Consider the following 21,903-nt stretch of genomic DNA (forward strand, 5'->3'; position numbering starts at 1 on the left):
ATGGCCACCACGCCGGAGCCGCCCGCGGCGCCACCGAAGCCCACCTGGGAGCCCAAGCAGCCGGACCCCCCGTACCCCTGGCTGCGCCCGACCATCCGGATACGGCTCACGCTGCTGTACGGCGGGATGTTCCTGATCGCGGGCATCGTGCTGCTGTCGATCATCTACATGCTCGCCGCGCAGGCGCTCCACGTCGGCAGCGAGCTGCCGTTCGAGATCGTCAGCGGCAAGGTCACCAGCGAGATCTGCAGCTTGCCCACGAACGCCAGTCCGGACGCCTTCAACGCCGCGATGAACGCCTGCGTCAACAACCAGCGCAAGGCGGCCCTGGACACTCTGCTCAACCGCTCGCTCCTCGCCCTGGTCGGCCTCAGCGTGATGGCGTTCGCCTTCGGATACGCCATGGCCGGGCGTGTCCTGTCCCCGCTCGGCCGCATCACCCGGACCGCGCGCCGGGTCGCCGGCACCGACCTCACCCGGCGGATCGAGCTGGACGGCCCCGACGACGAGCTGAAGGAGCTGGCGGACACCTTCGACGACATGCTGGACCGGCTGGAACGGGCCTTCACCGCCCAGCAGCGGTTCGTCGGCAACGCCTCGCACGAGCTGCGCACCCCGCTCGCAATCAACCGCACCCTGCTGGAGGTCCATCTGTCCGACCCCGGGGCCCCGCCGGAGCTCCATCAGCTCGGCAAGACCCTCCTGGCCACCAACGAGCGCAGCGAGCAGCTGGTCGAGGGCCTGCTGCTGCTGGCCCGCAGCGACAACCAGATCGTCGAGCGCAAACCGGTCGACCTGGCGGAGGTCGCCGAGCGCGCCATCGACCAGACCCGGGCGGAGGCGCTGGCCAGGAAGGCCGAGATCCGCGGCGAGCGGCAGTCGGCCATGGTGCAGGGCAACGGGGTCCTGCTGGAGCGGATCGCGCTGAACCTCGTACAGAACGCCGTGCGCTACAACGTGCCCGACGACGGCTGGGTGGAGGTCACCACCGAGGTGCGGGACGGGCAGGCCCTGCTGGTCGTCTCGAACACCGGCCCGGTGGTCCCGGCGTACGAGATCGACAACCTCTTCGAGCCCTTCAGGCGGCTGCGTACGGAGCGCACGGGCAGCGACAAGGGGGTCGGACTCGGCCTGTCGATCGCCCGGTCCGTCGCGCGGGCCCACGGAGGCCGTATCATCGCGGAGCCCCGCGAGGGCGGCGGTCTCGTGATGCGCGTCACCCTGCCGCTCTGAGAGGCTGCGCGATGTGACTCTGCACCGAATCTTCATGTTCGCTTTGGGCGGAATTTTCAGGACCCGTTCCCGAGCGGGTCGTGTGTGATCGATCACAGGGTCGATTTTCCGTTCATCCACTCTCCGTGATCGCGACTCTGCCGGAAAGCCGGTAATCGTCCGGGTTTTCGGGGATCGTTATCACGGGAAGTACACGGGGTGGCACCCGTGAACTGCACAGTCGGGACCGTGTACGGTCCCCATCGCCACCCAAGCCGAGCCTCGCCGAGGCGACCGGTTGGGTGTCGATTGAGTAACAGACCTTGATGTGAGGCAAAATCTCCGCCTCAGGTCGGGCACAAGTCCGGCCTCTCACGCGTTACGTGCGCTGAGACACCTAGACACCCAAGAGGGGGAGAGCGACATGGCAACGGATTACGACACCCCACGCAAGACCGACGACGACGTCGACCAGGACAGCCTCGAAGAGCTCAAGGCACGTCGGAGCGACAAGACGGCCTCCGCCGTCGACGTCGACGAGTTCGACGCCGCCGAGGGCCTGGAGCTGCCCGGCGCGGACCTCTCCAACGAGGAGCTGGCCGTCCGGGTGCTGCCCAAGCAGGCGGACGAGTTCACCTGCATGAGCTGCTTCCTGGTGCACCACCGCAGCCAGCTGGCCCGCGAGAAGAACGGTCAGCCCATCTGCCGCGACTGCGACTGAGGTCGAGTCGGCCGTGGCAGGCGAGACACCGTTCCGGAAGCGGCGCCCCTGGCGTCGGCACGGCCATCAGCCGCAGCAGGACGGTATCGGCGGCACAGGCCCGGCAGAAGGCGGTCACGCGTCTGCCGAGCGGTCCGCCGCCCCGCCGGACCACTCCGGCGGTTCCGACGACGAGCGAGGCCGTTCGGCCTCGCTCGAAGTGGCCGGGGCGGCAGCGCTGCCGGACCTGGCCGCGCAGCGGGAAGAGCAGGACCGGGCGGACCCCACGACCGGGGGTCGCCTGCACGCAGTGAAACGGGGCGTACGCAAGAGCGGGGAGAGCGCGAAGGCACTGGCCGCACAGCTGGCCGACCGCATCATCGACACGGCCCCGCGCGTGCCGGTGCGCGACCTCGCCACCCTGCGCAGGCAGTTCCCCGGGCTCGGTCCCGAGGAGCTGGCCGACAAGCTGGTCACGGGAGCCTGCCGGGGCACCGCGACCGTCGGCGCCGGCATCGGCGCCGCCGCGATGATGCCCGTTCCCCCCGCGATGCTCGCCGAGCTGGCGGCGGAGGTGACCGGGGTCGCCGCGATCGAGATGAAGCTCGTCGCCGAGCTCCACGAGGTCTACGGCCTTCGCCCCCCGGGCAATCTCGGCCAGCGCAGCACCGCGTATCTGACGTCGTGGACGGAGGAGCGCGGCATCGACGTCACCCGGCCCACCACGCTCAACGCCAGCCTCGGCGGCCAGATGAAGCGTGAGCTGCGCCAGCAGATCATGAAGCGCATGGCGCGCAATCTGCCCAACCTGATCCCATTCATGATCGGCGCCGCCGTCGGCGCCACGATGAACCGCCGCGACACCCGCAAGCTCGCTGACCGGGTCAGGAACGACCTGCGCAAGGAGCAGATCCCCTGGGACCGGCTGCCCGCGCTGCCGCCGCTGGAGCAGCCGCTGGACCCGGCCGAGCTGCCCAAGGAGATCGAGGGCTCCTGAGAGGCCCTCGGCCGGCCCGGCGAACGGCTCAGGCGGTCGGCACGGCGCTCAGCGCGGCCGCCAGACCCCGCGGGTCCCGGGTCGAGAGATAGACGTACGGAGTCGGATCCTCCGGGTCCGTGACCTCCACCCGTACCGCCGTCTCCACATAGCCGCGCAGCAGCATGAACGCCCGGGCGTCCGCCTTGTGGGTGCGCCAGGCCCGAGCCTCCTCGGCGTCCAGCACCTCGGGCTCGCCGAGCGCCGACAGCGGGATCCGGGCGTCGCCGGCGACCAGGGACCCCGCCACCACCCGGATCCGGGCCGAGCCGTAACCGCTCACCGCCAGGGCCGCCGCGGCCGTACCGCCGACCAGCCCCGCGAGCAGCGGCAACGTGCCCAGCGGCAGCAGCATCAAGCCGCAGGCGACCCCGACCCCGAAGGCGATGAACCACCAGGAGCGGGGCGCGGTGAGACGTTCGTCGAAGGGCGGTACGGAAGGCTGCATGGCACCAAGCTTGGCACGGCGCGACCGGCACACCGGCGCGCGGGTAAGGTCTGCGCCTGTGAGTGGAACATCAGCAGCTCTGACACCCCCGGCCGACGCCGTCGCGCCGGTCCGGCACCCCGACGCGCCCGCCCCCGGCGAGCTCCTCGGGGCGCACTACGAACACTGCTTCGGCTGCGGCGGGGGACAGCCGCACGGACTGCACCTGATGGCGCGGGCCGGTGAGGGCGTGAGCGTCACCGCCGAGTTCACCGTGCAGCCCGCCCACCAGGGCGCCCCCGGCCTGGCCCACGGCGGCGTGCTCGCCACGGCGCTGGACGAGACCCTCGGCTCGCTGAACTGGCTGCTGCGCACGATCGCGGTGACCGGACGGCTGGAGACCGACTTCGTCCGCCCCGTCCCCGTGGACACCGTGCTGCACCTCGACGCCCGGATCACCGCCGTGCACGGGCGGAAGATCTACTCCACCGCCACCGGCCGGATCGGCGGCCCCGAAGGCCCCGTCGCGGTCCGGGCCGACGCCCTCTTCATCGAGGTCAAGGTCGACCACTTCATCGACAACGGCCGGCCCGCCGAGATCCAGGCGGCCATGTCCGACCCCGACCAGGTCCGGCGTGCCCGCGCCTTCGAGGTGAACCCGTGACCCGCGGCCCCGTCGACGTACTGATCCGCCTGACCGACCCGGACGTGCCGATTCCGGCGTACGGACACCCGGGCGACGCCGGAGCGGACCTGGTGACCACCGAGGCCGCCGAACTCGCCCCCGGCGAGCGCGTGGTGCTGCCCACCGGGGTCTCGATCGCCCTGCCCGACGGGTACGCCGCGTTCGTGCACCCGCGTTCCGGCCTCGCGGCCCGCTGCGGAGTAGCCCTCGTGAATGCCCCAGGGACGGTTGATGCCGGGTACCGTGGGGAGATCAAGGTGATCGTGGTCAACCTCGATCCACGCGAGAGCGTGCGATTCGAACGGTTCGACCGGATTGCCCAACTGGTTGTCCAGCAGGTCGAGAAGGTCCGCTTCCACGAGGTGGCGGAACTTCCCGGCTCGGCGCGGGCCGAAGGGGGCTTCGGGTCCACCGGCGGCCACGCGTCGGTGGACGGCGCCGAGGGCCAGATCACCCACGGTGGGAACAGCTACGCTTCGGTCGTATCCGACCGGGAAGGACAGTGACGTGTTCGGACGTCGCAAGAAGAGTGGTTCCGCCGAGGACACGGCGGACGAGGTGCGCGAGGCCGAGCAGGTCGCCGACGAGTCAGGCGCATCCGACGAGGCCGGCACCGGCACGCGACGGGTGAATCTCCCGCCGGCCCCCCGGCCGGACGGACCCTGGGACAGCTCCGAGGTCTCCCAGCCCGGCGAGGGCCGGGTCGACCTGGGCGGCATCTTCGTCCCCGGGGTCGAGGGCATGGAACTGCGTGTCGAGGTGGCCGGGGACGCGATCGTCGCCGCCACCGTGGTGCTGCGCGACAGCGCGATCCAGCTCCAGGCCTTCGCCGCCCCCAAGAAGGAGGGCATCTGGGGCGAGGTCCGCGAGGAGATCGCCTCGGGCATCACCCAGCAGGGCGGCATCATCGACGAGGTCGAGGGCCCGCTGGGCTGGGAGCTGCGCGCGCAGGTCCCCGTACAGCTCCCGGACGGCACGGGCGGGGTGCAGCTCGTGCGCTTCGTCGGCGTCGACGGCCCCCGCTGGTTCCTGCGCGGAGTGATCTCCGGCCAGGGCGCCGTCCAGCCGGAGGCCGCCGGGCTGCTGGAGACGATCTTCCGGGACACCGTGGTCGTCCGCGGCGACGGCCCGATGGCCCCCCGCGACCCGATCGTCCTCAAGCTCCCCAACGACGCCCAGATGGTGCCCGAGGGCGTGCAGCAGGAGGACCAGGAGAGCTCCCGGTTCTCCGGCGGCATGGGCCAGCTCCAGCGCGGCCCCGAGATCACCGAGGTCCGCTAGCGGACCTCGCGGTACCCCTGGCGACGGCCGGTGGGCCGCACCCCTTCCCGGGTGCGGCCCACCGGCCGTCGTACGTACCGGGCCCCGGCCATTGCCCGGCCGTGTGCCGTACACACATACTTGGCGGGCGACGACGCGGGCACGTGAACACGACGGGGGAGCAGCATGACCGAGAGCACCAGCGGGCAGTCCGGCACGGCCCTCGCCGAGGACCCGGCCCGCGGTGCCATGGTCACGGTCGAGGAGCTGCACCGGTCGTACGGCAGCGGAGCGGCGGCGGTGCACGCCCTGCGCGGCGTCTCGTTCGAGATCCCGCGCGGCGAGCTGGTCGCGCTCAAGGGCCGCTCCGGCTCCGGCAAGACCACCCTGCTCAACCTGGTCGGCGGACTGGACACCCCCGACAGCGGCCGGATCACCGTCGACGGCACCGAGCTGGCCGGCCTCGGCGAGAAGGGCCTGCTGGAGCTGCGCCGGGACAGGGTCGGCTTCATCTTCCAGTCCTTCGGCCTCATCCCGATCCTGACCGCCGCAGAGAACGTCGGCGTACCGCTGCGGCTGCGCAGGGCCGACCCGGCCGAGCGCGACGAACGGGTCGCCCTGCTGCTCTCCCTCGTCGGCCTCGCCGACCATGCCGAGCAGCGCCCCGGCGAGCTCTCCGGCGGCCAGCAGCAGCGCGTCGCCATCGCCCGCGCCCTCGCCAACCGCCCCGCCCTCCTGATCGCCGACGAACCCACCGGACAGCTCGACGCCGAGACCGGACTCGCCGTGATGGAACTGCTCCGCGCGGTCGTCCGCAGCGAGAACGTCACCGCGCTCGTCGCCACCCACGACCCGCAGCTGCTGGGCCTCGCCGACCGGGTCCTGGAGCTGAGCGACGGCCATATCGTCGAACAGGTCTGAGCCTGCGGCCGCTCCCTTCCGGCCCTCCCGGCGCGCATCAGAGTTCCGTCAATACGCCCCTCACCTGCACTCCCGGGACCGGACCACCGCCCGCGGCGGAGTAGCGTCGATGGCGGCAGCCGCACCGGGCGCGCCACCGGCCCTCCGCACGACCGGGCCGGACGGAAGAAGACAATGGGGCCATGGGACGCGGCACACTCCGGATCTACCTGGGCGCGGCACCGGGCGTCGGCAAGACGTACGCGATGCTCTCCGAGGCGCACCGCAGGGTCGAGCGCGGCACCGACTGCGTGGTGGCCTTCGTGGAGCACCACGCCCGGCCGCGTACCGAGGTGCTGCTGCACGGTCTCGAGCAGATCCGCCGCAGCGAGATCAGCTACCGCGGCGCCCTCTTCACCGAGATGGACGTCGACGCCGTCCTGGAACGCGCCCCGGCCGTGGCCCTGGTCGACGAGCTGGCCCACACCAACGTCCCCGGCTCCCGCAACGCCAAGCGCTGGCAGGACGTCGAAGAGCTGCTCAAGGCCGGGATCGACGTCATATCCACGGTCAACATCCAGCACCTGGAGTCGCTCGGCGACGTCGTCGAGTCGATCACCGGCGTCCGGCAGCGCGAGACCGTCCCCGACGAGGTGGTCCGCCGGGCCGACCAGATCGAGCTGGTCGACATGTCGCCCCAGGCACTGCGCCGCCGGATGGCGCACGGCAACATCTACCAGCCCGACAAGATGGACGCCGCCCTCTCCAACTACTTCCGCCCCGGCAACCTCACCGCCCTGCGCGAACTGGCCCTGCTGTGGACCGCCGACCGGGTCGACGAGTACCTCCAGCAGTACCGGGGCGAGCACGACATCCGCTCCACCTGGCAGGCCCGCGAACGCATCGTCGTCGGGCTGACCGGCGGGCCCGAGGGCCGCACCCTCATCCGCCGCGCCTCCCGGATGGCCGCCAAGGGCTCCGGCAGCGAGATCCTCGCCGTCTACATCGCCCGCAGCGACGGCCTGACCGCCGCCTCCCCCAAGGAGCTGGCCGTCCAGCGCACCCTGGTCGAGGACCTCGGCGGCACCTTCCACCACGTCATCGGCGACGACATCCCGGCCGCCCTGCTGGAGTTCGCCCGCGGCGTCAACGCCACCCAGATCGTGCTGGGCTCCAGCCGCCGCAAGACCTGGCAGTACATCTACGGCCCCGGGGTCGGTGTGACCGTCGCCCGTGAGTCCGGTCCCGATCTCGACGTCCACATCGTCACCCACGAGGAGGTCGCCAAGGGCCGCGGCCTGCCCCTCGCCCGCGGCGCCCGGCTCGGCCGCGCCCGGATCATCTGGGGCTGGCTCGTCGGCGTCGTCGGCCCCGTGCTGCTCGCGGTCGTCCTGCGCTCCATGGAGGACGCCCCGGGGCTCGCCAACGACGTCCTGCTCTTCCTCTTCCTGACGGTGGCCGCCGCCCTGCTCGGGGGACTGCGGCCCGCGCTCGCCTCGGTGGCAGTCGGCAGCCTGCTGCTGAACTACTGGTTCACCCCGCCCACCCACACCCTGACCGTCCAGGACCCGGAGAACCTCGTCGCCATCGTGATCTTCTTCGCGGTGGCGGTGGCGGTCTCCTCCGTGGTCGACCTCGCGGCCCGGCGCACCCACCAGGCCGCCCGGCTGCGCGCCGAATCGGAGATCCTCTCCTTCCTCGCCGGCAGCGTGCTGCGCGGCGAGACCGCGCTGGACGCCCTGCTGGAACGGGTCCGCGAGACCTTCGCCATGGAGTCCGTCGCCCTGCTGGAGCGCAGCAGCGACGTGGAGCCGTGGACCTGCGCCGGATCCGTCGGCCCTGCCCCGGTCACCCGCCCCGACGCCGCCGACGTGGACATGCCGGTCGGCGACAACCTGGCCCTCGCCCTCTCCGGCCGGGTGCTGCCCGCCGAGGACCGCCGGGTGCTCGGCGCGTTCGCCGCCCAGGCCGCCGTCGTCCTGGACCGCCAACGCCTGGTCTGGGAGGCCGAGCAGGCCCGCAGGCTCGCCGAGGGCAACCGGATCAGGACCGCGCTGCTCGCCGCCGTCAGCCACGACCTGCGCACCCCGCTGGCCGCCATCAAGGCCGCCGTCAGCTCGCTGCGCTCCGACGACGTCGCCTGGTCCGACGAGGACGAGGCGGAGCTCCTGGAGGGCATCGAGGACGGCGCCGACCGGCTGGACCACCTCGTCGGCAACCTGCTGGACATGTCCCGCCTCCAGACCGGCACGGTGACCCCCCTGATCCGCGAGATCGACCTTGACGAGGTGGTCCCCATGGCGCTCGGCGGCGTCCCCGAGGGCAGCGTCGACCTCGACATCCCCGAGACGCTGCCGATGGTCGCCGTCGACCCCGGGCTCCTGGAGCGGGTCGTCGCCAACATCGTCGAGAACGCCGTCAAGTACCACCCCGGCCGGGATCCCGTCACCGTGGCCGCCAGCGCGCTCGGCGGCCGGGTCGAGCTGCGGGTGGCCGACCGGGGCCGGGGCGTCCCCGACGAGGCCAAGGACCGCATCTTCGAGCCCTTCCAGCGGTACGGGGACGCCCCGCGCGGCGCCGGAGTGGGGCTCGGCCTCGCCGTCTCCCGGGGCTTCGCCGAGGCCATGGGCGGCACGCTGGACGCCGAGGACACCCCGGGCGGCGGGCTGACCATGGTCCTGACGCTGGCCGCGGCGCCGGGCGGGGGCCGGCCCGGCTCCGAGCTGCCCGCCCAGGTCACCTCGTGATCCGCCCCCGGGCGCGGGCCGCCCGCCCCCGCCCGCTCCCCACTCCCTCCCCGTACAGCCCATACAGCCCATACCGTCCATGCAGCCCATTCAGTCCGTGCAGCCCGTACAGCAGAAAGGCAGGTCCGCGATGACCAGGGTGCTTGTGGTCGACGACGAGCCGCAGATCGTCCGCGCCCTCGTGATCAACCTGAAGGCCCGCCAGTACGAGGTCGACGCCGCGCCCGACGGGGCGACCGCCCTCCAGCTCGCCGCCGCCCGCCACCCCGACGTCGTCCTCCTCGACCTCGGGCTGCCCGACATGGACGGGGTCGAGGTGATCAGGGGGCTGCGCGGCTGGACCCGGGTCCCGATCCTCGTCCTCTCCGCCCGCCAGACCTCCGACGAGAAGGTGGAGGCGCTGGACGCCGGGGCCGACGACTACGTCACCAAACCGTTCGGCATGGACGAGCTGCTGGCCCGGCTGCGCGCCTCGGTACGCCGGGCGGAACCGGTCGGCCCGGAGGGCGGCGCCGAGGCCGTCGCCGTCGTCGAGACCCCCGGCTTCACCGTCGACCTGGCGGCGAAGAAGGTGCAGCGGGCCGGCCGCGACGTACGCCTCACCCCCACCGAATGGCACCTGCTGGAGGTCCTCGTCCGCAACAGCGGCCGCCTGGTCAGCCAGAAACAGCTCCTCCAGGAGGTCTGGGGCCCCTCCTACGGCACCGAGACCAACTATCTGCGGGTCTACATGGCCCAGCTGCGCCGCAAGCTGGAGTCGGACCCCTCGCACCCCCGCCACTTCGTCACCGAACCGGGCATGGGCTATCGGTTCGAGCGCGGCTGACCCCATACCTGCTCACCCTTTCGAGTGATCGTCGCGGACCTGCGTGTGCCGCGCGCGGGACCGGTACCCTTCGGGTATGAGTGCTGTTCCCCGATCCGAGAAGGCCGGGAGGGCCGGGAAGGCGGCGAAGCCTTCCGGGCGCTTCCGCCGCATGCTCGACCGGCTCTCCAGTTCCCAGGAGGACCTGGAGTCCCAGGAGCTGCGGGAGGACGCGCAGGCCACCGGCTGCACCCGGATCTCCGAGTGCTCCGACCGGCAGATCGTGAAGGTGGCTGGTACGTTGCGGACCGTCACCCTCCGCCCCCGGGCCGGAGTGCCCGCCCTGGAGGCGGAGCTCTTCGACGGCACCGAGCCGCTGGACGTGGTCTGGCTCGGCCGTCGCTCCATCGTCGGCATAGAGCCCGGCCGCAGGATCATCGCCTCGGGGCGGGTCGCCATGAGCCACGGCCGCCGGGTGCTGTTCAACCCCACATACGAACTCCGACCGCTCGGCAAGGAGTAGCCGGTGACGTCTCTCGACAAGCCGACGTCCGACACGGACCAGCCCCACCGCACCGACCCGCAGCACGTCGGCGGGAGGCACGCCGCCCAGCAGGACGCCGAGTCGAAGGCCGTCACCGAGGCCGCCCTCTTCGAGGCCTTCGGCGGTGTACGCGGCATGGTGGAGACAGTCCTCCCCGGGCTGCTCTTCGTCACGATCTTCACCATCAACAAGAACCTGCAGATGTCGGCCATCGCGGCCCTGGTCGTCTCCCTGGCCCTCGTCGTCGTCCGGCTGATCCGCCGCGACACGGTCAAGCACGCCTTCAGCGGCGTCTTCGGGGTGGCTTTCGGTGTCCTCTTCGCGATGATGACGGGCAAGGCCAAGGACTTCTATCTGCCGGGCATGCTCTACACCCTGGGCCTCTCGATCGCCTACATCGCCACCGCCATCGGCGGCATCCCCCTGATCGGGCTGATCCTCGGCCCGGTCTTCAAGGAGAACCTCTCCTGGCGGACGCGCAACCCGGGCCGGAAGAAGGCGTACACCAAGGCCAGTTATGCCTGGGGCTTCATCCTGCTGGCCAAGTGCGCGATCCTCTTCCCGCTCTACTGGTGGGCCGACCCCACCCAGTTCGGCTGGGTGCTCATCGCGCTGAAGATCCCGCCGTTCCTGCTCGCGGTCTATCTGACCTGGATCTTCCTCGCCAAGGCGCCGCCGCCCATCGACGTCTTCGCCGAGATGGAGGCGGAGGAACAGGCCGAGAAGGAGCGCAAGGCCGCAGCGGCGGCCCTCCGCGACCCGGAGGCCTGACGCACACCGCACGGGAAGGGGCCCGGAACCGCTCAGCGGTTCCGGGCCCCTTCGCATGGTGGCCGGCTCAGCTCTCCTCCGGACTCCGCCGGACCGAGAGCAGGTCCTCCAACTGCTCCTCCCGTGCCTGGGCGGCCACGAACAACAGCTCGTCACCGGCCTCCAGGGACTCCTCGGGGCTCGGCGTCAGCACCCGCGTGCCCCGGATGATCGTCACCAGCGAGGTGTCCGAGGGCCAGGCCACGTCCCCGACGCGGATACCGGCCAGCGCCGACTCCGGCGGCAGGGTCAGCTCCACCAGGTTGGCGTCGCCGTGGCTGAAGCGCAGCAGCCGGACCAGATCACCGACGCTCACCGCCTCCTCGACCAGGGCCGACATCAGACGCGGCGTCGAGACGGCGACATCCACTCCCCAGGACTCGTTGAAAAGCCACTCGTTCTTCGGGTTGTTCACCCGGGCCACCACACGCGGCACGCCGTACTCGGTCTTGGCGAGCAACGAGACGACCAGGTTCACCTTGTCGTCCCCGGTCGCGGCGATCACCACGTTGCACCGCTGCAGCGCCGCCTCGTCCAGCGACGTGATCTCACAGGCGTCCGCGAGCAGCCACTCGGCCATCGGGACCCGCTCCACCGAAATGGCGGTCGGCGCCTTGTCGATCAGCAGCACCTCGTGCCCGTTCTCCAGCAGCTCGGCGGCGATGGAACGACCCACCGCGCCCGCCCCGGCAATCGACACACGCATCAGTGACCGCCTTCCTCGGGACCCTGGGCGAAGGCCTCTTCGACCTGGGCGATCTCGTCCGTACGCATCATCACGTGGACCAGGTCGCCTTCCTGGAGAACGGTCTGCGAGGTCGGCAGTATGGCCTCGCCCAACCGGGTGAGGAAGGCCACCCGCACCCCCGTCTCCTCCTGGAGCGTGCTGATCTTGTGGCCGATCCAGGACGGCGTCGTGTGCACCTCGGCGAGCTGCACACCCCCGCTCGGATCGCGCCACAACGGTTCCGCGCCCGACGGCAGCAGCCGCCGCAGCATCTGGTCCGCCGTCCAGCGCACCGTTGCCACGGTGGGGATGCCGAGGCGCTGGTAGACCTCGGCGCGCCGGGGGTCGTAGATGCGCGCCGCGACGTTCTCGATGGAGAACATCTCGCGGGCCACCCGGGCCGCGATGATGTTGGAGTTGTCGCCGCTGCTGACCGCGGCGAACGCCCCGGCGTCCTCGATCCCCGCCTCGCGGAGGGTGTCCTGGTCGAAACCGACCCCGGTGACCCGGCGACCGCCGAATCCGGACCCGAGACGACGGAACGCCGTCGGGTCCTGGTCGATCACCGCGACGGTGTGCCCCTGCCGTTCCAGGGTCTGTGCGAGAGCGGCACCGACGCGCCCGCAGCCCATGATGACGATGTGCACTGTGCGCCTACCCCGCCGTCCTGGTCATCCGGCTGACCTGCGAAAACACGCTGCTCACACTTCTCTCTCGGCTTGCTGGGCAAACAACGGGGCACACACCCGCGGTGTGGCCCGAGGACGAGCTTAAGCGCCGGGGAAGTCAAGCCCTCATCCGAGTGCCCGCATCCTCGCCCACTCCGGTAAAGGAAAAGCAAAACAGGGCGAACGAGTGCAAGGATCGCGTTAAAGAATGCGAAGGTAATCTCCTCCGACCGCAGGAGATTGCTGGGCCACGTCGAAAGGGCGTGCTTTCCGGCCACGGGCTCCGCTTACGATCCTCAGCGTGTCCAAACTGACCGACCTGCCCAAACGGATCCTCATCGGCCGGGCGCTGCGCAGCGACAAGCTCGGGGAGACCCTGCTCCCGAAGCGCATCGCGCTGCCCGTCTTCGCGTCCGACCCGTTGTCCTCGGTGGCGTACGCGCCCGGAGAAGTCCTCCTCGTACTGTCCGTCGCGGGCGTGTCGGCGTACCACTTCAGCCCCTGGATCGCCGCCGCGGTCGTCGTCCTCATGTTCACGGTCGTCGCCTCCTACCGGCAGAACGTCCGCGCGTACCCGAGCGGCGGCGGCGACTACGAGGTCGCGACCACCAACCTCGGCCCCAAGGCCGGACTCACCGTCGCCAGCGCGCTGCTCGTCGACTACGTCCTCACCGTCGCCGTGTCGATCTCCTCCGGCGTGGAGAACCTCGGCTCCGCGATCCCGTTCGTCGTCGAGCACAAGACGTTCTGCGCCATAGGCGCCATCGTCCTGCTCACCCTGATGAACCTGCGCGGAGTGAAGGAGTCCGGGAAGCTCTTCGCCATCCCCACCTATCTCTTCGTGGCCGGCGTCTTCCTCATGATCCTCTGGGGCGCCTTCCGAGGACTGATCCTCGGCGACACGATGCACGCCCCCACCTCCGACTTCGAGATCAAACCCGAACACGAGGGGCTGGCCGGCTTCGCCCTCGTCTTCCTCCTCCTGCGGGCCTTCTCCTCCGGCTGCGCCGCGCTCACCGGTGTCGAGGCGATCAGCAACGGAGTACCCGCGTTCCGGAAGCCGAAGAGCAGGAACGCCGCGACCACCCTCGCCCTGATGGGTCTGCTCGCCGTCACCATGTTCTGCGGCATTATCGGCCTGGCCCTGGCCACGGACGTCAAAATGGCCGAGAACCCGGCAGCCGACCTGATCCGCGACGGCGTCCCGGTCGGCGCGGACTTCACCCAGGACCCGGTCATCGCCCAGGTCGCCGAGGCGGTCTTCGGCCACGGCTCCTTCCTCTTCATGGCCCTCGCGGCCGCCACCGCCCTGGTCCTCTTCCTCGCCGCGAACACCGCGTACAACGGCTTCCCGCTGCTCGGCTCGATCCTCGCCCAGGACCGCTACCTGCCGCGCCAGCTCCACACCCGCGGCGACCGCCTCGCCTTCTCCAACGGCATCGTGCTGCTGGCGGGCGCGGCGATCCTGCTCGTCTGGATCTACGGCGCCGACTCCACGCACCTGATCCAGCTCTACATCGTCGGCGTGTTCGTCTCCTTCACCCTCAGCCAGACCGGCATGGTGCGGCACTGGAACCGCCTGCTGGTCGACGTACGGGACCCGGCCAGGCGCCGCCACATGATCCGCTCCCGCGCCATCAACGCCTTCGGCGCCTTCTTCTGCGGCGTCGTCCTGGTGATCGTCCTCGCCACCAAGTTCACCCATGGCGCCTGGGTGGCCCTGCTCGGCATGGTCATCTTCTACGGCACGATGACCGCGATCCGGAAGCACTACGATCGGGTCGCCGCCGAGATCGCCGCCGACGAGACCCCCGCCGACGAGAGCGTGCGCCCCTCGCGCGTCCACGCCATCGTCCTCGTCTCCAAGCTCCACCGCCCCACGCTGCGCGCCCTCGCCTACGCCCAACTGGTCCGCGCCGACCAACTGGAGGCGCTCTCCATCAGCGTCGACCCGGACGAGACGAAGGCCCTGCGCGAGGACTGGGAACGGCGTGCCATCAACGTCCCGCTCAAGATCCTCGACTCGCCCTACCGCGAGGTGACCCGCCCGGTCATCGAGTACGTGAAGGGCCTGCGCCGCCAGAGCCCGCGCGACGTGATCAGCGTCTACATCCCCGAGTACGTGGTCGGCCACTGGTACGAGCACCTGCTGCACAACCAGAGCGCCCTGCGCCTGAAGGGCCGGCTGCTCTTCACGCCCGGGGTCATGGTCACCTCGGTCCCGTACCAGCTCCAGTCCTCCGAGGCGGCGAAGAAGCGGGCCCGCAAGCGTGCCGACTGGAACGCTCCGGGTTCGGTGCGCAGGGGCCCGGTGGAGCGGGGGCACAAGGAGCCGAACCGCAAGGGCTGACGGGCGTGGCGGGCGTCTCGTGGTAAGCACCCCGGCCATGTCCACGTAGACTGATGGGCTGTTGTCCGGCCGTACGCGCGACCGCTTACCCCCTTCCTCCCTGGAGCTTTCCCTCATGCAGAACGAACCCACGTCGTCGCTGGTCGGGGAGGAGTACGAGGTCGAGGTCGGGCCCGTCGCACACGGCGGCCACTGCATCGCCCGCACCGCTGAGAACCAGGTGCTCTTCGTCCGCCACACGCTGCCCGGCGAGAAGGTCATCGCCAAGGTGACGGACGGTGACACGGACTCCCGCTTCCTGCGCGCCGACGCGGTACGCATCCTCGAACCGTCCAAGGACCGGGTCGAGGCGCCCTGCCCGTACGCCGGCCCCGGCATGTGCGGCGGCTGCGACTGGCAGCACGCGAAGCCGGGCGCACAGCGCCGCCTCAAGGGCGAGGTGATCGCCGAGCAGCTCCGGCGCCTGGCGGGCCTGACCCCCGAGGAGGCCGGCTGGGACGGCACGGTCATGCCGGCCGAGGGCGACAAGCTCCCGGCGGGCGAGGTGCCGGCCTGGCGCACCCGCGTCCAGTACGCCGTCGACGCCGAGGGCCGCGCGGGCCTGCGGAAGCACCGCTCGCACGACGTCCAGCCGATCGACCGCTGTTTGATCGCCGCGCCCGGCGTCTCCGAGCTCGGCGTCGAGAAGCGCGAATGGCCGCAGATCGCCGCGGTGGAGGCCATCACCGCCACCGGCTCGAACGACCGCCAGGTCATCCTCACCCCGAAGCCCGGCGGCAGGCTCCCCCTGGTCGAGCTGGACAAGCCGGTCTCGGTTCTCCGCGTCGACGAGAAGGACGGCGGCGTCCACCGTGTCCACGGCCGCGCCTTCGTCCGCGAACGCGCCGACGACCGCACGTACCGCGTCGGCTCCGGCGGCTTCTGGCAGGTCCACCCGCAGGCGGCCAACACCCTGGTCCGCGCGGTCATGCAGGGGCTGCTGCCCCGCAAGAACGACACCGCCCTCGACCTCTACTGCGGCGTGGGCCTCTTCGCCGGCGCCATCGGCCAGCGCCTCGGCGAAAAGGGCGCGGTCCTCGGCATCGAGTCCGGCAAACGCGCGGTCGAGGACGCCCGGCACAACCTGAAGGACCTGGAGAGGGTCCGCATCGAACACGGCAAGGTCGACCAGGTCCTGCCCCGCACGGGCATCACGGAGTGCGACCTGATCGTCCTGGACCCGCCGCGCGCGGGCGCGGGCAAGCAGGTCGTCAAGCACCTGTCGGGCCTGGGCGCCCGCAAGATCGCCTACGTGGCCTGCGACCCGGCGGCCCTCGCCCGGGACCTGGCGTACTTCCGCGAGGGCGGCTACCGGGTGCGGACGCTGCGGGCGTTCGATCTGTTTCCGATGACGCATCACGTGGAGTGCGTGGCGATCCTGGAGCCGGTGAAGAAGGACGCGTGACCTGGGGTTTTCCCGGCGTTCTCAGGCACGGCGATGCGCTCGACATGTTTTCCACCGGACGCGACGTGGAGCGCGCCGCAGTCCCGGCACACTGCTCTGACCTGCGGTTTCACCCAAGAGCGCAGGGGCAAGCAGTCTGCGGCGGTCTTCGTCGGGAATGGTGCACGACGGGCTCGACGCTCATCTGACGCTCGTTCTTATGGTGCGTCAGGTGAGCCTCGAACCCACGGCGCAGCAGGGGGCGTCGCGTCATTATGGAGGAGAGGTTCCTTGGCCGCCGCGAGTCATCTGGCCGCCCGGGTGGCCAGGTCGGTGTAGCCGTCCTGACCCCGGTCGGTGCGGTAAGGGCGCTGAGATACATCCGCCTTCGGACTGCGGATCGCCTGCGTCTCCTCCGGGTTGCGCTGTTACGGCCCTGGCGATGTCCTCGAAGGACTGCGGTCACCGGCCGGTCGGACCTTCAGGTGGGGTCTCGCGAAGGCTCGGCCCTGCGATGCTGTCCACGTTCGTGCCGTCTTGCGGCTGAGGAGCGTCCCTCGACCGTCCAGCCGGATCAGACGCCGGACAGCGTCGCCGCCAGCGACTGGAACCAGGCGCCGTAGGAGAACGGTTCCGGTGGGCCGACCTCCATGCCGAGTTCGGCGGCAGCCAGGGCGTAGTCCCCCTCGTCCAGGGGGAGGGCGAGCAACTCGTGCAGTTCACCCACGAGGCGGGCGACCAACTGCGGGTTTGTGGTGCCGGCGTAGTCGGCGACTGCGGCGTCGTGGCCGCGAAACTCGTCAACGATGTCCTGCGAGAACCAGCCCCCCAGCAGTTGCGCGGTCTCCGGAAAGCGGGCGTGCCACTCCCAGCGCGTCTGCGGGGACGATGGCTCCGGGACGTCGCCCTCCTCGATGCTCCTCTTCAGGTGGTCGGCCAGCACTGTTAGCCAGTCACCGATGTCCGACTGGGGCTTTCCGGTGTCCGGGATTGAGTAGAACTCGCCCAGCTCCTGCCGGAGGCGGCCTGGAGGATTGCGGCTGTACTCGCGCAGCTGTCGCTCCGCCTCGGCGATGGCCGAGGGGCGGGTATGCCAGGTGTGGCGGAGATACGCGTCCAGGGCGCGGCTGCGTCGCTCCGGGGTGTCGTCGGCCGGCTGACCCAGATACGCGCGCATCACCTGGTCCAGCTCGCCGTACCGCCGGTCGTGTTCGAGGGGCTTCATGGACATGTGCGTGTGACCCCTACAGGTAGAACGGGACGGTCGTGTGGACGACGAAGCCGAGCGGACTCGTCGCTTCGCGGCGCAGCACCACGCGCGCCGCGTGCACATCGACGGGGCCGCGCCCGGCCAGCAGGTCGCCCTCCAGCTGGACCCGGCCCACGGGCTCCTCACGGGACGGCCAGGCTGCCTCGATGGTGAGGCGGACCCGGGTGTTCTGGGCGAGCCAGCGGTGGACGGCCTGTTCGTTGGCGGTCACCACCTGCTGGGTGGCCCACTGGGCGGTCTCCCGGTCGGGATAGGAGGCGGATCGGGTCAGCACGGGGCATCCTCTCAAATTGCCTCGCCAGGAGCCGAGCTCCCACGGGTGGCAGGCGGTTCAGTAGTCGGCGAAGTTCCAGAACATGCCCACCTCGGTGTCCGAGACGACGATCAGGCCGTAGTCCTCCGAGTACACGCTCAGCGGGCTGTACGCCCAGCCCGACGATGTGAAGTCGAGCGTGCCGCTCACGTGACCGGGCTTGTTGACGTTGGTGTGGAAACTGGCGGAGTCCCCGTAGCGCGTGAGGATCGTGCGCGCCATCGCCCGAAGCTCCGTCTCGCTCTCGGCGAAGCGACTCAGGTTGGACAGGGTGCAGCCGTCGTCGGTAAGGGCGAGGAGCAGGTTCTCGGCGCTGTCCCGATCGATCTCCTGGAGGCGGCTCGCGATGTACTCCGGCGGGTGGGCGACGAAGGGGTAGGTGGGGGACGCCTCGCGCTCCGGGTCCTGAGCCGCGTCATCGAGACCGGTCCAGCCGCGGGGGTCCGGGGCCCGTGCCATCAGAGCGAGGACGTCGAGGACCCAGTTCGCGTGGCGACGCGGGCCCGTGGCGTCGTACGGGTACGCGTCCTCGTACAAGTGGCGTACCGCGGCTTCCCAGGGGGTCTGGTCGACGGACATGTAGTGCTGGCCTTTCTCGGCTTTCGCTAGGACTTGGAGGGCATCGACGTCATGACAGTGAACGGAGGGTTGCGGCTGCTGTCGTAGCGGATACGCGTGTCGACACCGCTCACGTCGTACGCCTTGGCATTCAGACCGCCCTGCTTGTACCCGGACAGCGGGTCGTTGGGGTCCACCGGCTGCTTACTCACGCTACGGCCACTGCTCTCACCGCTGGGCACCGTGTCGTAGAACGACTTGACGTCGCCGTCGGAGGCCGGCGGAGGCCCCTTGATCCATGCCTCGATGGCGGCCTTGTTCTTGTTGAGATTGCGCTCGGTCAATTCCTCGGCGCGCTGGTAGCTCGGGAAGGCGGAGGAGCCGCTGGGCATCGGCTTGCCATGGGGCCAGGCCGCTGTCGGGCCACCCGACTGCTGGTCACGCAGGCGCTGCGCCAACTGCTCGTCCGTCTTGCCGACATGCTTGTCCAAAGTATGACCATTCGCCATGTATTCGTTAGCGGCGAGATTCAAATCGTAGTTGCCGTTCGAATCAACCTTCAGCCAGACCTTCGAGTCCTTGAATTCCTCCAGGGCCCGGGTACCGAACTGGCAGGGCCCCACTGCCACGTCCTATCGATCGCTCCACCGCGGCGCCGCGGAGGATGCCGTTCGCATCGGGCTGACCATTCAATTCCTGGCGGAAGCTATTCGTCTGAGCGAAGGCGGCTTCACGGACCAGGAGCTCGAAACCCTTGAACAGTTCCGCAGAGTCCAGGTCGACGTCGACATAGAAGCAGCCGCGGACGCCTTGTCAACGCCGTCGAACCAGCCTCCGCGCAGCCGCCTGCAAGACCTCTGAAGCACAGAGAGTGTCCCCTCGACACGGTCCGAGGTCCTCCACGGTGCCGTCTCCGGACGTGAATCGGCCGGGTGTGACCGCCTGTGCCGCGCACCGGCCATGCGCAACCCTTCGCGGCTGAGTTCCTCCAGCGGTTCACCTCCACCCAGCGTGGCGCGCACCTTGCCCGTCGGCTCTTGCTGCACCAGCTCGACACATGGGGCGTGCCGCACGGCAGCGAGGCATCCGGCACCACCGCGCCGCTCGTCGCGGAACTCGTAGCCAACGCCGCCCCGCACGGCCGTGTTCCGGCCGGCACATCGAGGTCGCCGCTGAGGTCCTCGGTCGGACCCTGTTTCCCGCGCGTTGCCCCGGCCCTACGTGCCGATCCGGCGCAGGGCGAGGAGCGACGCGTCGTCGGTGCGGGTCGCCCAGGCGGGCCGCGAAGTGGTCGACGTAGTCCTGGAGTCCGGCGTGGCCGGGGTGCCTCGGGCTGCTTCCCGGAAACAGCGTTGCGCAGCTACGAGAAGACGGCGTGTGTCATGGTCCGGGTCGGACGGACGACCTTCGGCGGTCAGGGCGGTCCGAGCACATCAGGACGGGGTCACCGATCTCCTGCGGCGTCGCGATGGCGATGCAGGCCGCGCCGGGACAGGACGCCCAGAGAGCTCGGGCCCGCCGCAGTGGGTCGGTAGCTGGGTGTCGTGACCATCGTGCACCAGGACGGGGCGAGGTTTCTCGCGCAGCCCCACCGAGGTACGGGACACCGTCTCGCCCAACGAGGTGGGACGCATCTACTTCTCCCTCGACTCCGAGGAGAAGCGGTTCATCGTGAACCATGTGGGACTGCACCTGTAGCCGGCCCCGGCGGGCAGTCTGGTCACTGACTGTCGGCAGTGACGCTCGTTTGACGCTCCAGGTCCCCCACCCAGGATGGCGAGCTGAGAAAAGGGCGTCTGACCTGGGCTTTTCCGTGACTCGCCCAGGCCAACGTCTTCCCGATGACCCATCATGTGGAGTGCGTGGCGATCCTTGAGCCTGCCGCAAAGGGTGCCTGACCGGCAGCTTTTCCGGGGTTCTCAGGCCCGGCGGGATGCACTCGCCATGTTTCCGACCGGGCATGCTGTGGAGCGCGCGGCCGTCCCGGCACACTGCTCTGGACTGCGGTTTCACTCAAGAGTGCAGGGGTTAGCGGTCTGCGGCCTCCTTTGGGCATCGTCTCAGTTGGTGAGGCGGCGGTGGCAGATGAGGGCGGCGGCTATGCCGGCGAAGGCAAGGGAGTGGTCGGACCTGCCTTCATGACGGCGATGGAGGCGTCGGCAGCCGGCCGGCCAGGACACGGTTCCGACCACCCGTTGGTGTCGGCCGAGCCGCTGTGAGGGCTCGATGCCCTTGCGAGCGATGTGGTGCCCGCAGACTCACCGAGTTGATCGCGCACCGCGACCAGACCAGCTCTCCACGGGCGCCCAGTTCGTCGAGGACCAGGCGGTGCAGTTTGACCCGAACGCGAGCTTCGCCCAGTGCGTGAATAGGCGATGGGCGGTCTGCCATGACGCCCCGAACATGGGTGGGAGCTGCCGTCAAGTGCAACCAGAGGGGCAACTAACAGACCGTCAGCCCTCCGACGTCCACTGCCTTACGGACGCATAGGCGCCTCGGGTATCACGCGACGGAAGAGCTCCCACAACTTGTCCGGCACCAGTTGCCGTCCTATCTCCACGCCATGCCATGACAACGAGGACCCCGGCCGGCCGTCGACAGAAAAGGTGCTCGATGCTGGCTCGAACGATTCCCGGCATGCGTCTTCGAGAGGCATGATTGCCATGACCGACTACCTGCAGGCCGTCTTCGCGATGCTGGGCCCCGGAGAGGAACGCTACGCCGCCCCTGCGGCCTGGCTCAGCCTGGAGGAGGAACTCGGCAGGACGTTTCCGGGGGACTGCAAACGGATCGTCGACGCGTATGCGCCAGTACAGATCAACGGACACCTCACGCTGTCTCACCCTGCGTCAAGCTGGTGGAACCTGGGCGAGGAGATCCGCTCGGCTTCAGAAGTCCGGGCTGATAGCGGATGGGAGTCCTGCATCACCGGGCCGGACGACGATCCTCGCGTCTTCTGCCAACTCCCTCAGCTCAGCTTCGGAACCACCGAAGGTCTCATCCTCATCGCCGCCACCGATCAAGGAGCTGCGGTCTTCGTAGCCTCGTCGGTCCACGGGTTCTCCGACGGTGTGGTGGTCCAAGGGGCAGAGGGCGACTGGGTCGGACACCCCATGACCTTCGCCGAGTGGTTGTACCGCCACCTCGTCGGTGAGGAGATGACCGGTTGGGACAGCGCGGTCTTCCACCCCGGCCCCGTGGGGCTGGAGTACCCACCTGCAGGACCAGGCCGGCCCACTCGCGAGGCATACGGCCCGTACCGCGGAATGTGATCCCGCACCGACTGAGACGACTTCTCAGGCGCCTTCGCCCCTGCCCTGCTCGGACAGGGGCGAAGGCGCTTTCGCCGTTCCCCGGGGGCGTCGGCCGAGCGCCCTACCTGCCGCCGCCTCGGCGGGCCTCTGGATTCACTGCGGCGACCCCGGGCCCGTCAACGATGTCTTCCTGGGGGGAGAGAGAACCGCACCG

21 protein-coding genes and 1 pseudogene are annotated in these 21,903 nt (G+C 70.1%); 14 read left to right on the forward strand and 8 right to left on the reverse strand.

All coding sequences use genetic code 11. The features are described from left to right. From CCZ36_RS27765 to CCZ36_RS27775, 3 genes are all read left to right on the forward strand, one after another. The gene (locus CCZ36_RS27765; protein ID WP_069736841.1) at positions 1-1,233 is read left to right on the forward strand and encodes a sensor histidine kinase; all 1,233 of its coding nucleotides are present in this window, start codon (positions 1-3) and stop codon (positions 1,231-1,233) included. Positions 1,234-1,636: 403 nt separating this feature from the next. Then, entirely contained in the window at positions 1,637-1,933 is a 297-nt protein-coding gene (locus CCZ36_RS27770; protein ID WP_003965732.1) for a DUF4193 domain-containing protein, read from the forward strand. A gap of 13 nt (positions 1,934-1,946) precedes the next feature. Continuing rightward, positions 1,947-2,909: a hypothetical protein gene (locus CCZ36_RS27775; RefSeq protein ID WP_128818795.1), complete on the forward strand. Its 963-nt coding sequence runs from the start codon at positions 1,947-1,949 to the stop codon at positions 2,907-2,909. A gap of 28 nt (positions 2,910-2,937) precedes the next feature. Here the strand turns inward: CCZ36_RS27775 and CCZ36_RS27780 are convergent, their stop codons facing one another. Beyond that, positions 2,938-3,396, reverse strand: a complete 459-nt coding sequence (locus CCZ36_RS27780; RefSeq protein WP_128818796.1) for a DUF3093 domain-containing protein — start codon at positions 3,394-3,396, stop codon at positions 2,938-2,940. Between the two features lie 58 nt (positions 3,397-3,454). On the opposite strand from CCZ36_RS27780, the gene CCZ36_RS27785 reads away from it, so the two are divergent. From CCZ36_RS27785 to CCZ36_RS27820, 8 genes are all read left to right on the forward strand, one after another. After that, on the forward strand, positions 3,455-4,039 hold the full coding sequence (locus CCZ36_RS27785) for a PaaI family thioesterase (RefSeq protein WP_029182603.1): 585 nt from the start codon (positions 3,455-3,457) through the stop codon (positions 4,037-4,039). Further along, entirely contained in the window at positions 4,036-4,566 is a 531-nt protein-coding gene (gene dut, locus CCZ36_RS27790; protein WP_069741301.1) for a dUTP diphosphatase, read from the forward strand. The genes CCZ36_RS27785 and dut overlap by 4 nt, the downstream gene beginning before the upstream one ends. A 1-nt stretch (position 4,567) precedes the next feature. Next, complete coding sequence (locus CCZ36_RS27795; protein ID WP_069736844.1) at positions 4,568-5,341, forward strand: DUF3710 domain-containing protein; 774 nt, start codon at positions 4,568-4,570, stop codon at positions 5,339-5,341. Between the two features lie 165 nt (positions 5,342-5,506). Beyond that, positions 5,507-6,241, forward strand: a complete 735-nt coding sequence (locus CCZ36_RS27800; protein WP_069736845.1) for an ABC transporter ATP-binding protein — start codon at positions 5,507-5,509, stop codon at positions 6,239-6,241. A 182-nt stretch (positions 6,242-6,423) separates the two neighbouring features. Beyond that, a complete protein-coding gene (locus CCZ36_RS27805) occupies positions 6,424-8,967 on the forward strand; it encodes a sensor histidine kinase (RefSeq protein ID WP_069736846.1) in 2,544 nt (847 codons plus the stop codon). 130 nt (positions 8,968-9,097) lie between these two features. Beyond that, on the forward strand, positions 9,098-9,793 hold the full coding sequence (locus tag CCZ36_RS27810) for a response regulator (RefSeq protein WP_069736847.1): 696 nt from the start codon (positions 9,098-9,100) through the stop codon (positions 9,791-9,793). Between the two features lie 76 nt (positions 9,794-9,869). Further along, positions 9,870-10,295 (forward strand): OB-fold nucleic acid binding domain-containing protein, encoded by a 426-nt coding sequence (locus tag CCZ36_RS27815; protein WP_176734525.1) that lies wholly within the window; start codon positions 9,870-9,872, stop codon positions 10,293-10,295. Between the two features lie 3 nt (positions 10,296-10,298). Next, the gene (locus CCZ36_RS27820; protein ID WP_128818797.1) at positions 10,299-11,087 is read left to right on the forward strand and encodes a DUF3159 domain-containing protein; all 789 of its coding nucleotides are present in this window, start codon (positions 10,299-10,301) and stop codon (positions 11,085-11,087) included. A 67-nt stretch (positions 11,088-11,154) separates the two neighbouring features. Here CCZ36_RS27820 and CCZ36_RS27825 read toward each other — a convergent pair whose 3' ends face one another. After that, on the reverse strand, positions 11,155-11,832 hold the full coding sequence (locus CCZ36_RS27825; protein ID WP_069736849.1) for a potassium channel family protein: 678 nt from the start codon (positions 11,830-11,832) through the stop codon (positions 11,155-11,157). Continuing rightward, positions 11,832-12,500 (reverse strand): potassium channel family protein, encoded by a 669-nt coding sequence (locus CCZ36_RS27830; RefSeq protein WP_069736850.1) that lies wholly within the window; start codon positions 12,498-12,500, stop codon positions 11,832-11,834. The genes CCZ36_RS27825 and CCZ36_RS27830 overlap by 1 nt, the downstream gene beginning before the upstream one ends. Positions 12,501-12,822: 322 nt before the next feature. Between CCZ36_RS27830 and CCZ36_RS27835 the strand changes: the two genes are divergently transcribed. Beyond that, positions 12,823-14,871: an APC family permease gene (locus CCZ36_RS27835; protein WP_128818798.1), complete on the forward strand. Its 2,049-nt coding sequence runs from the start codon at positions 12,823-12,825 to the stop codon at positions 14,869-14,871. 115 nt (positions 14,872-14,986) lie between these two features. Continuing rightward, positions 14,987-16,315, forward strand: a complete 1,329-nt coding sequence (locus CCZ36_RS27840) for a class I SAM-dependent RNA methyltransferase (protein ID WP_069736852.1) — start codon at positions 14,987-14,989, stop codon at positions 16,313-16,315. A gap of 553 nt (positions 16,316-16,868) precedes the next feature. Here CCZ36_RS27840 and CCZ36_RS27845 read toward each other — a convergent pair. From CCZ36_RS27845 to CCZ36_RS27870, 5 genes and pseudogenes are all read right to left on the reverse strand, one after another. Beyond that, entirely contained in the window at positions 16,869-17,525 is a 657-nt protein-coding gene (locus CCZ36_RS27845; RefSeq protein ID WP_069736853.1) for a contact-dependent growth inhibition system immunity protein, read from the reverse strand. A 13-nt stretch (positions 17,526-17,538) separates the two neighbouring features. After that, entirely contained in the window at positions 17,539-17,838 is a 300-nt protein-coding gene (locus CCZ36_RS27850; RefSeq protein WP_030080002.1) for an RNase A-like domain-containing protein, read from the reverse strand. A 57-nt stretch (positions 17,839-17,895) separates the two neighbouring features. Beyond that, complete coding sequence (locus CCZ36_RS27855; RefSeq protein WP_128818799.1) at positions 17,896-18,456, reverse strand: hypothetical protein; 561 nt, start codon at positions 18,454-18,456, stop codon at positions 17,896-17,898. A gap of 26 nt (positions 18,457-18,482) precedes the next feature. Then, positions 18,483-19,064 carry an RNase A-like domain-containing protein gene (locus CCZ36_RS27860; protein ID WP_128818800.1) on the reverse strand — a complete coding sequence of 194 codons (582 nt, stop codon included), beginning with the start codon at positions 19,062-19,064 and terminating at the stop codon, positions 18,483-18,485. A 1,431-nt stretch (positions 19,065-20,495) separates the two neighbouring features. After that, positions 20,496-20,995 (reverse strand): annotated as a pseudogene (locus CCZ36_RS27870) (transposase). A 103-nt stretch (positions 20,996-21,098) separates the two neighbouring features. Here CCZ36_RS27870 and CCZ36_RS27875 point away from each other — a divergent pair. Further along, complete coding sequence (locus CCZ36_RS27875) at positions 21,099-21,707, forward strand: hypothetical protein (RefSeq protein ID WP_237302750.1); 609 nt, start codon at positions 21,099-21,101, stop codon at positions 21,705-21,707. Positions 21,708-21,903 lie beyond the last annotated feature (196 nt).

The organism is Streptomyces sp. S063, assembly GCF_002832675.1.
Classification (GTDB): Bacteria; Actinomycetota; Actinomycetes; order Streptomycetales; family Streptomycetaceae; genus Streptomyces; species Streptomyces sindenensis.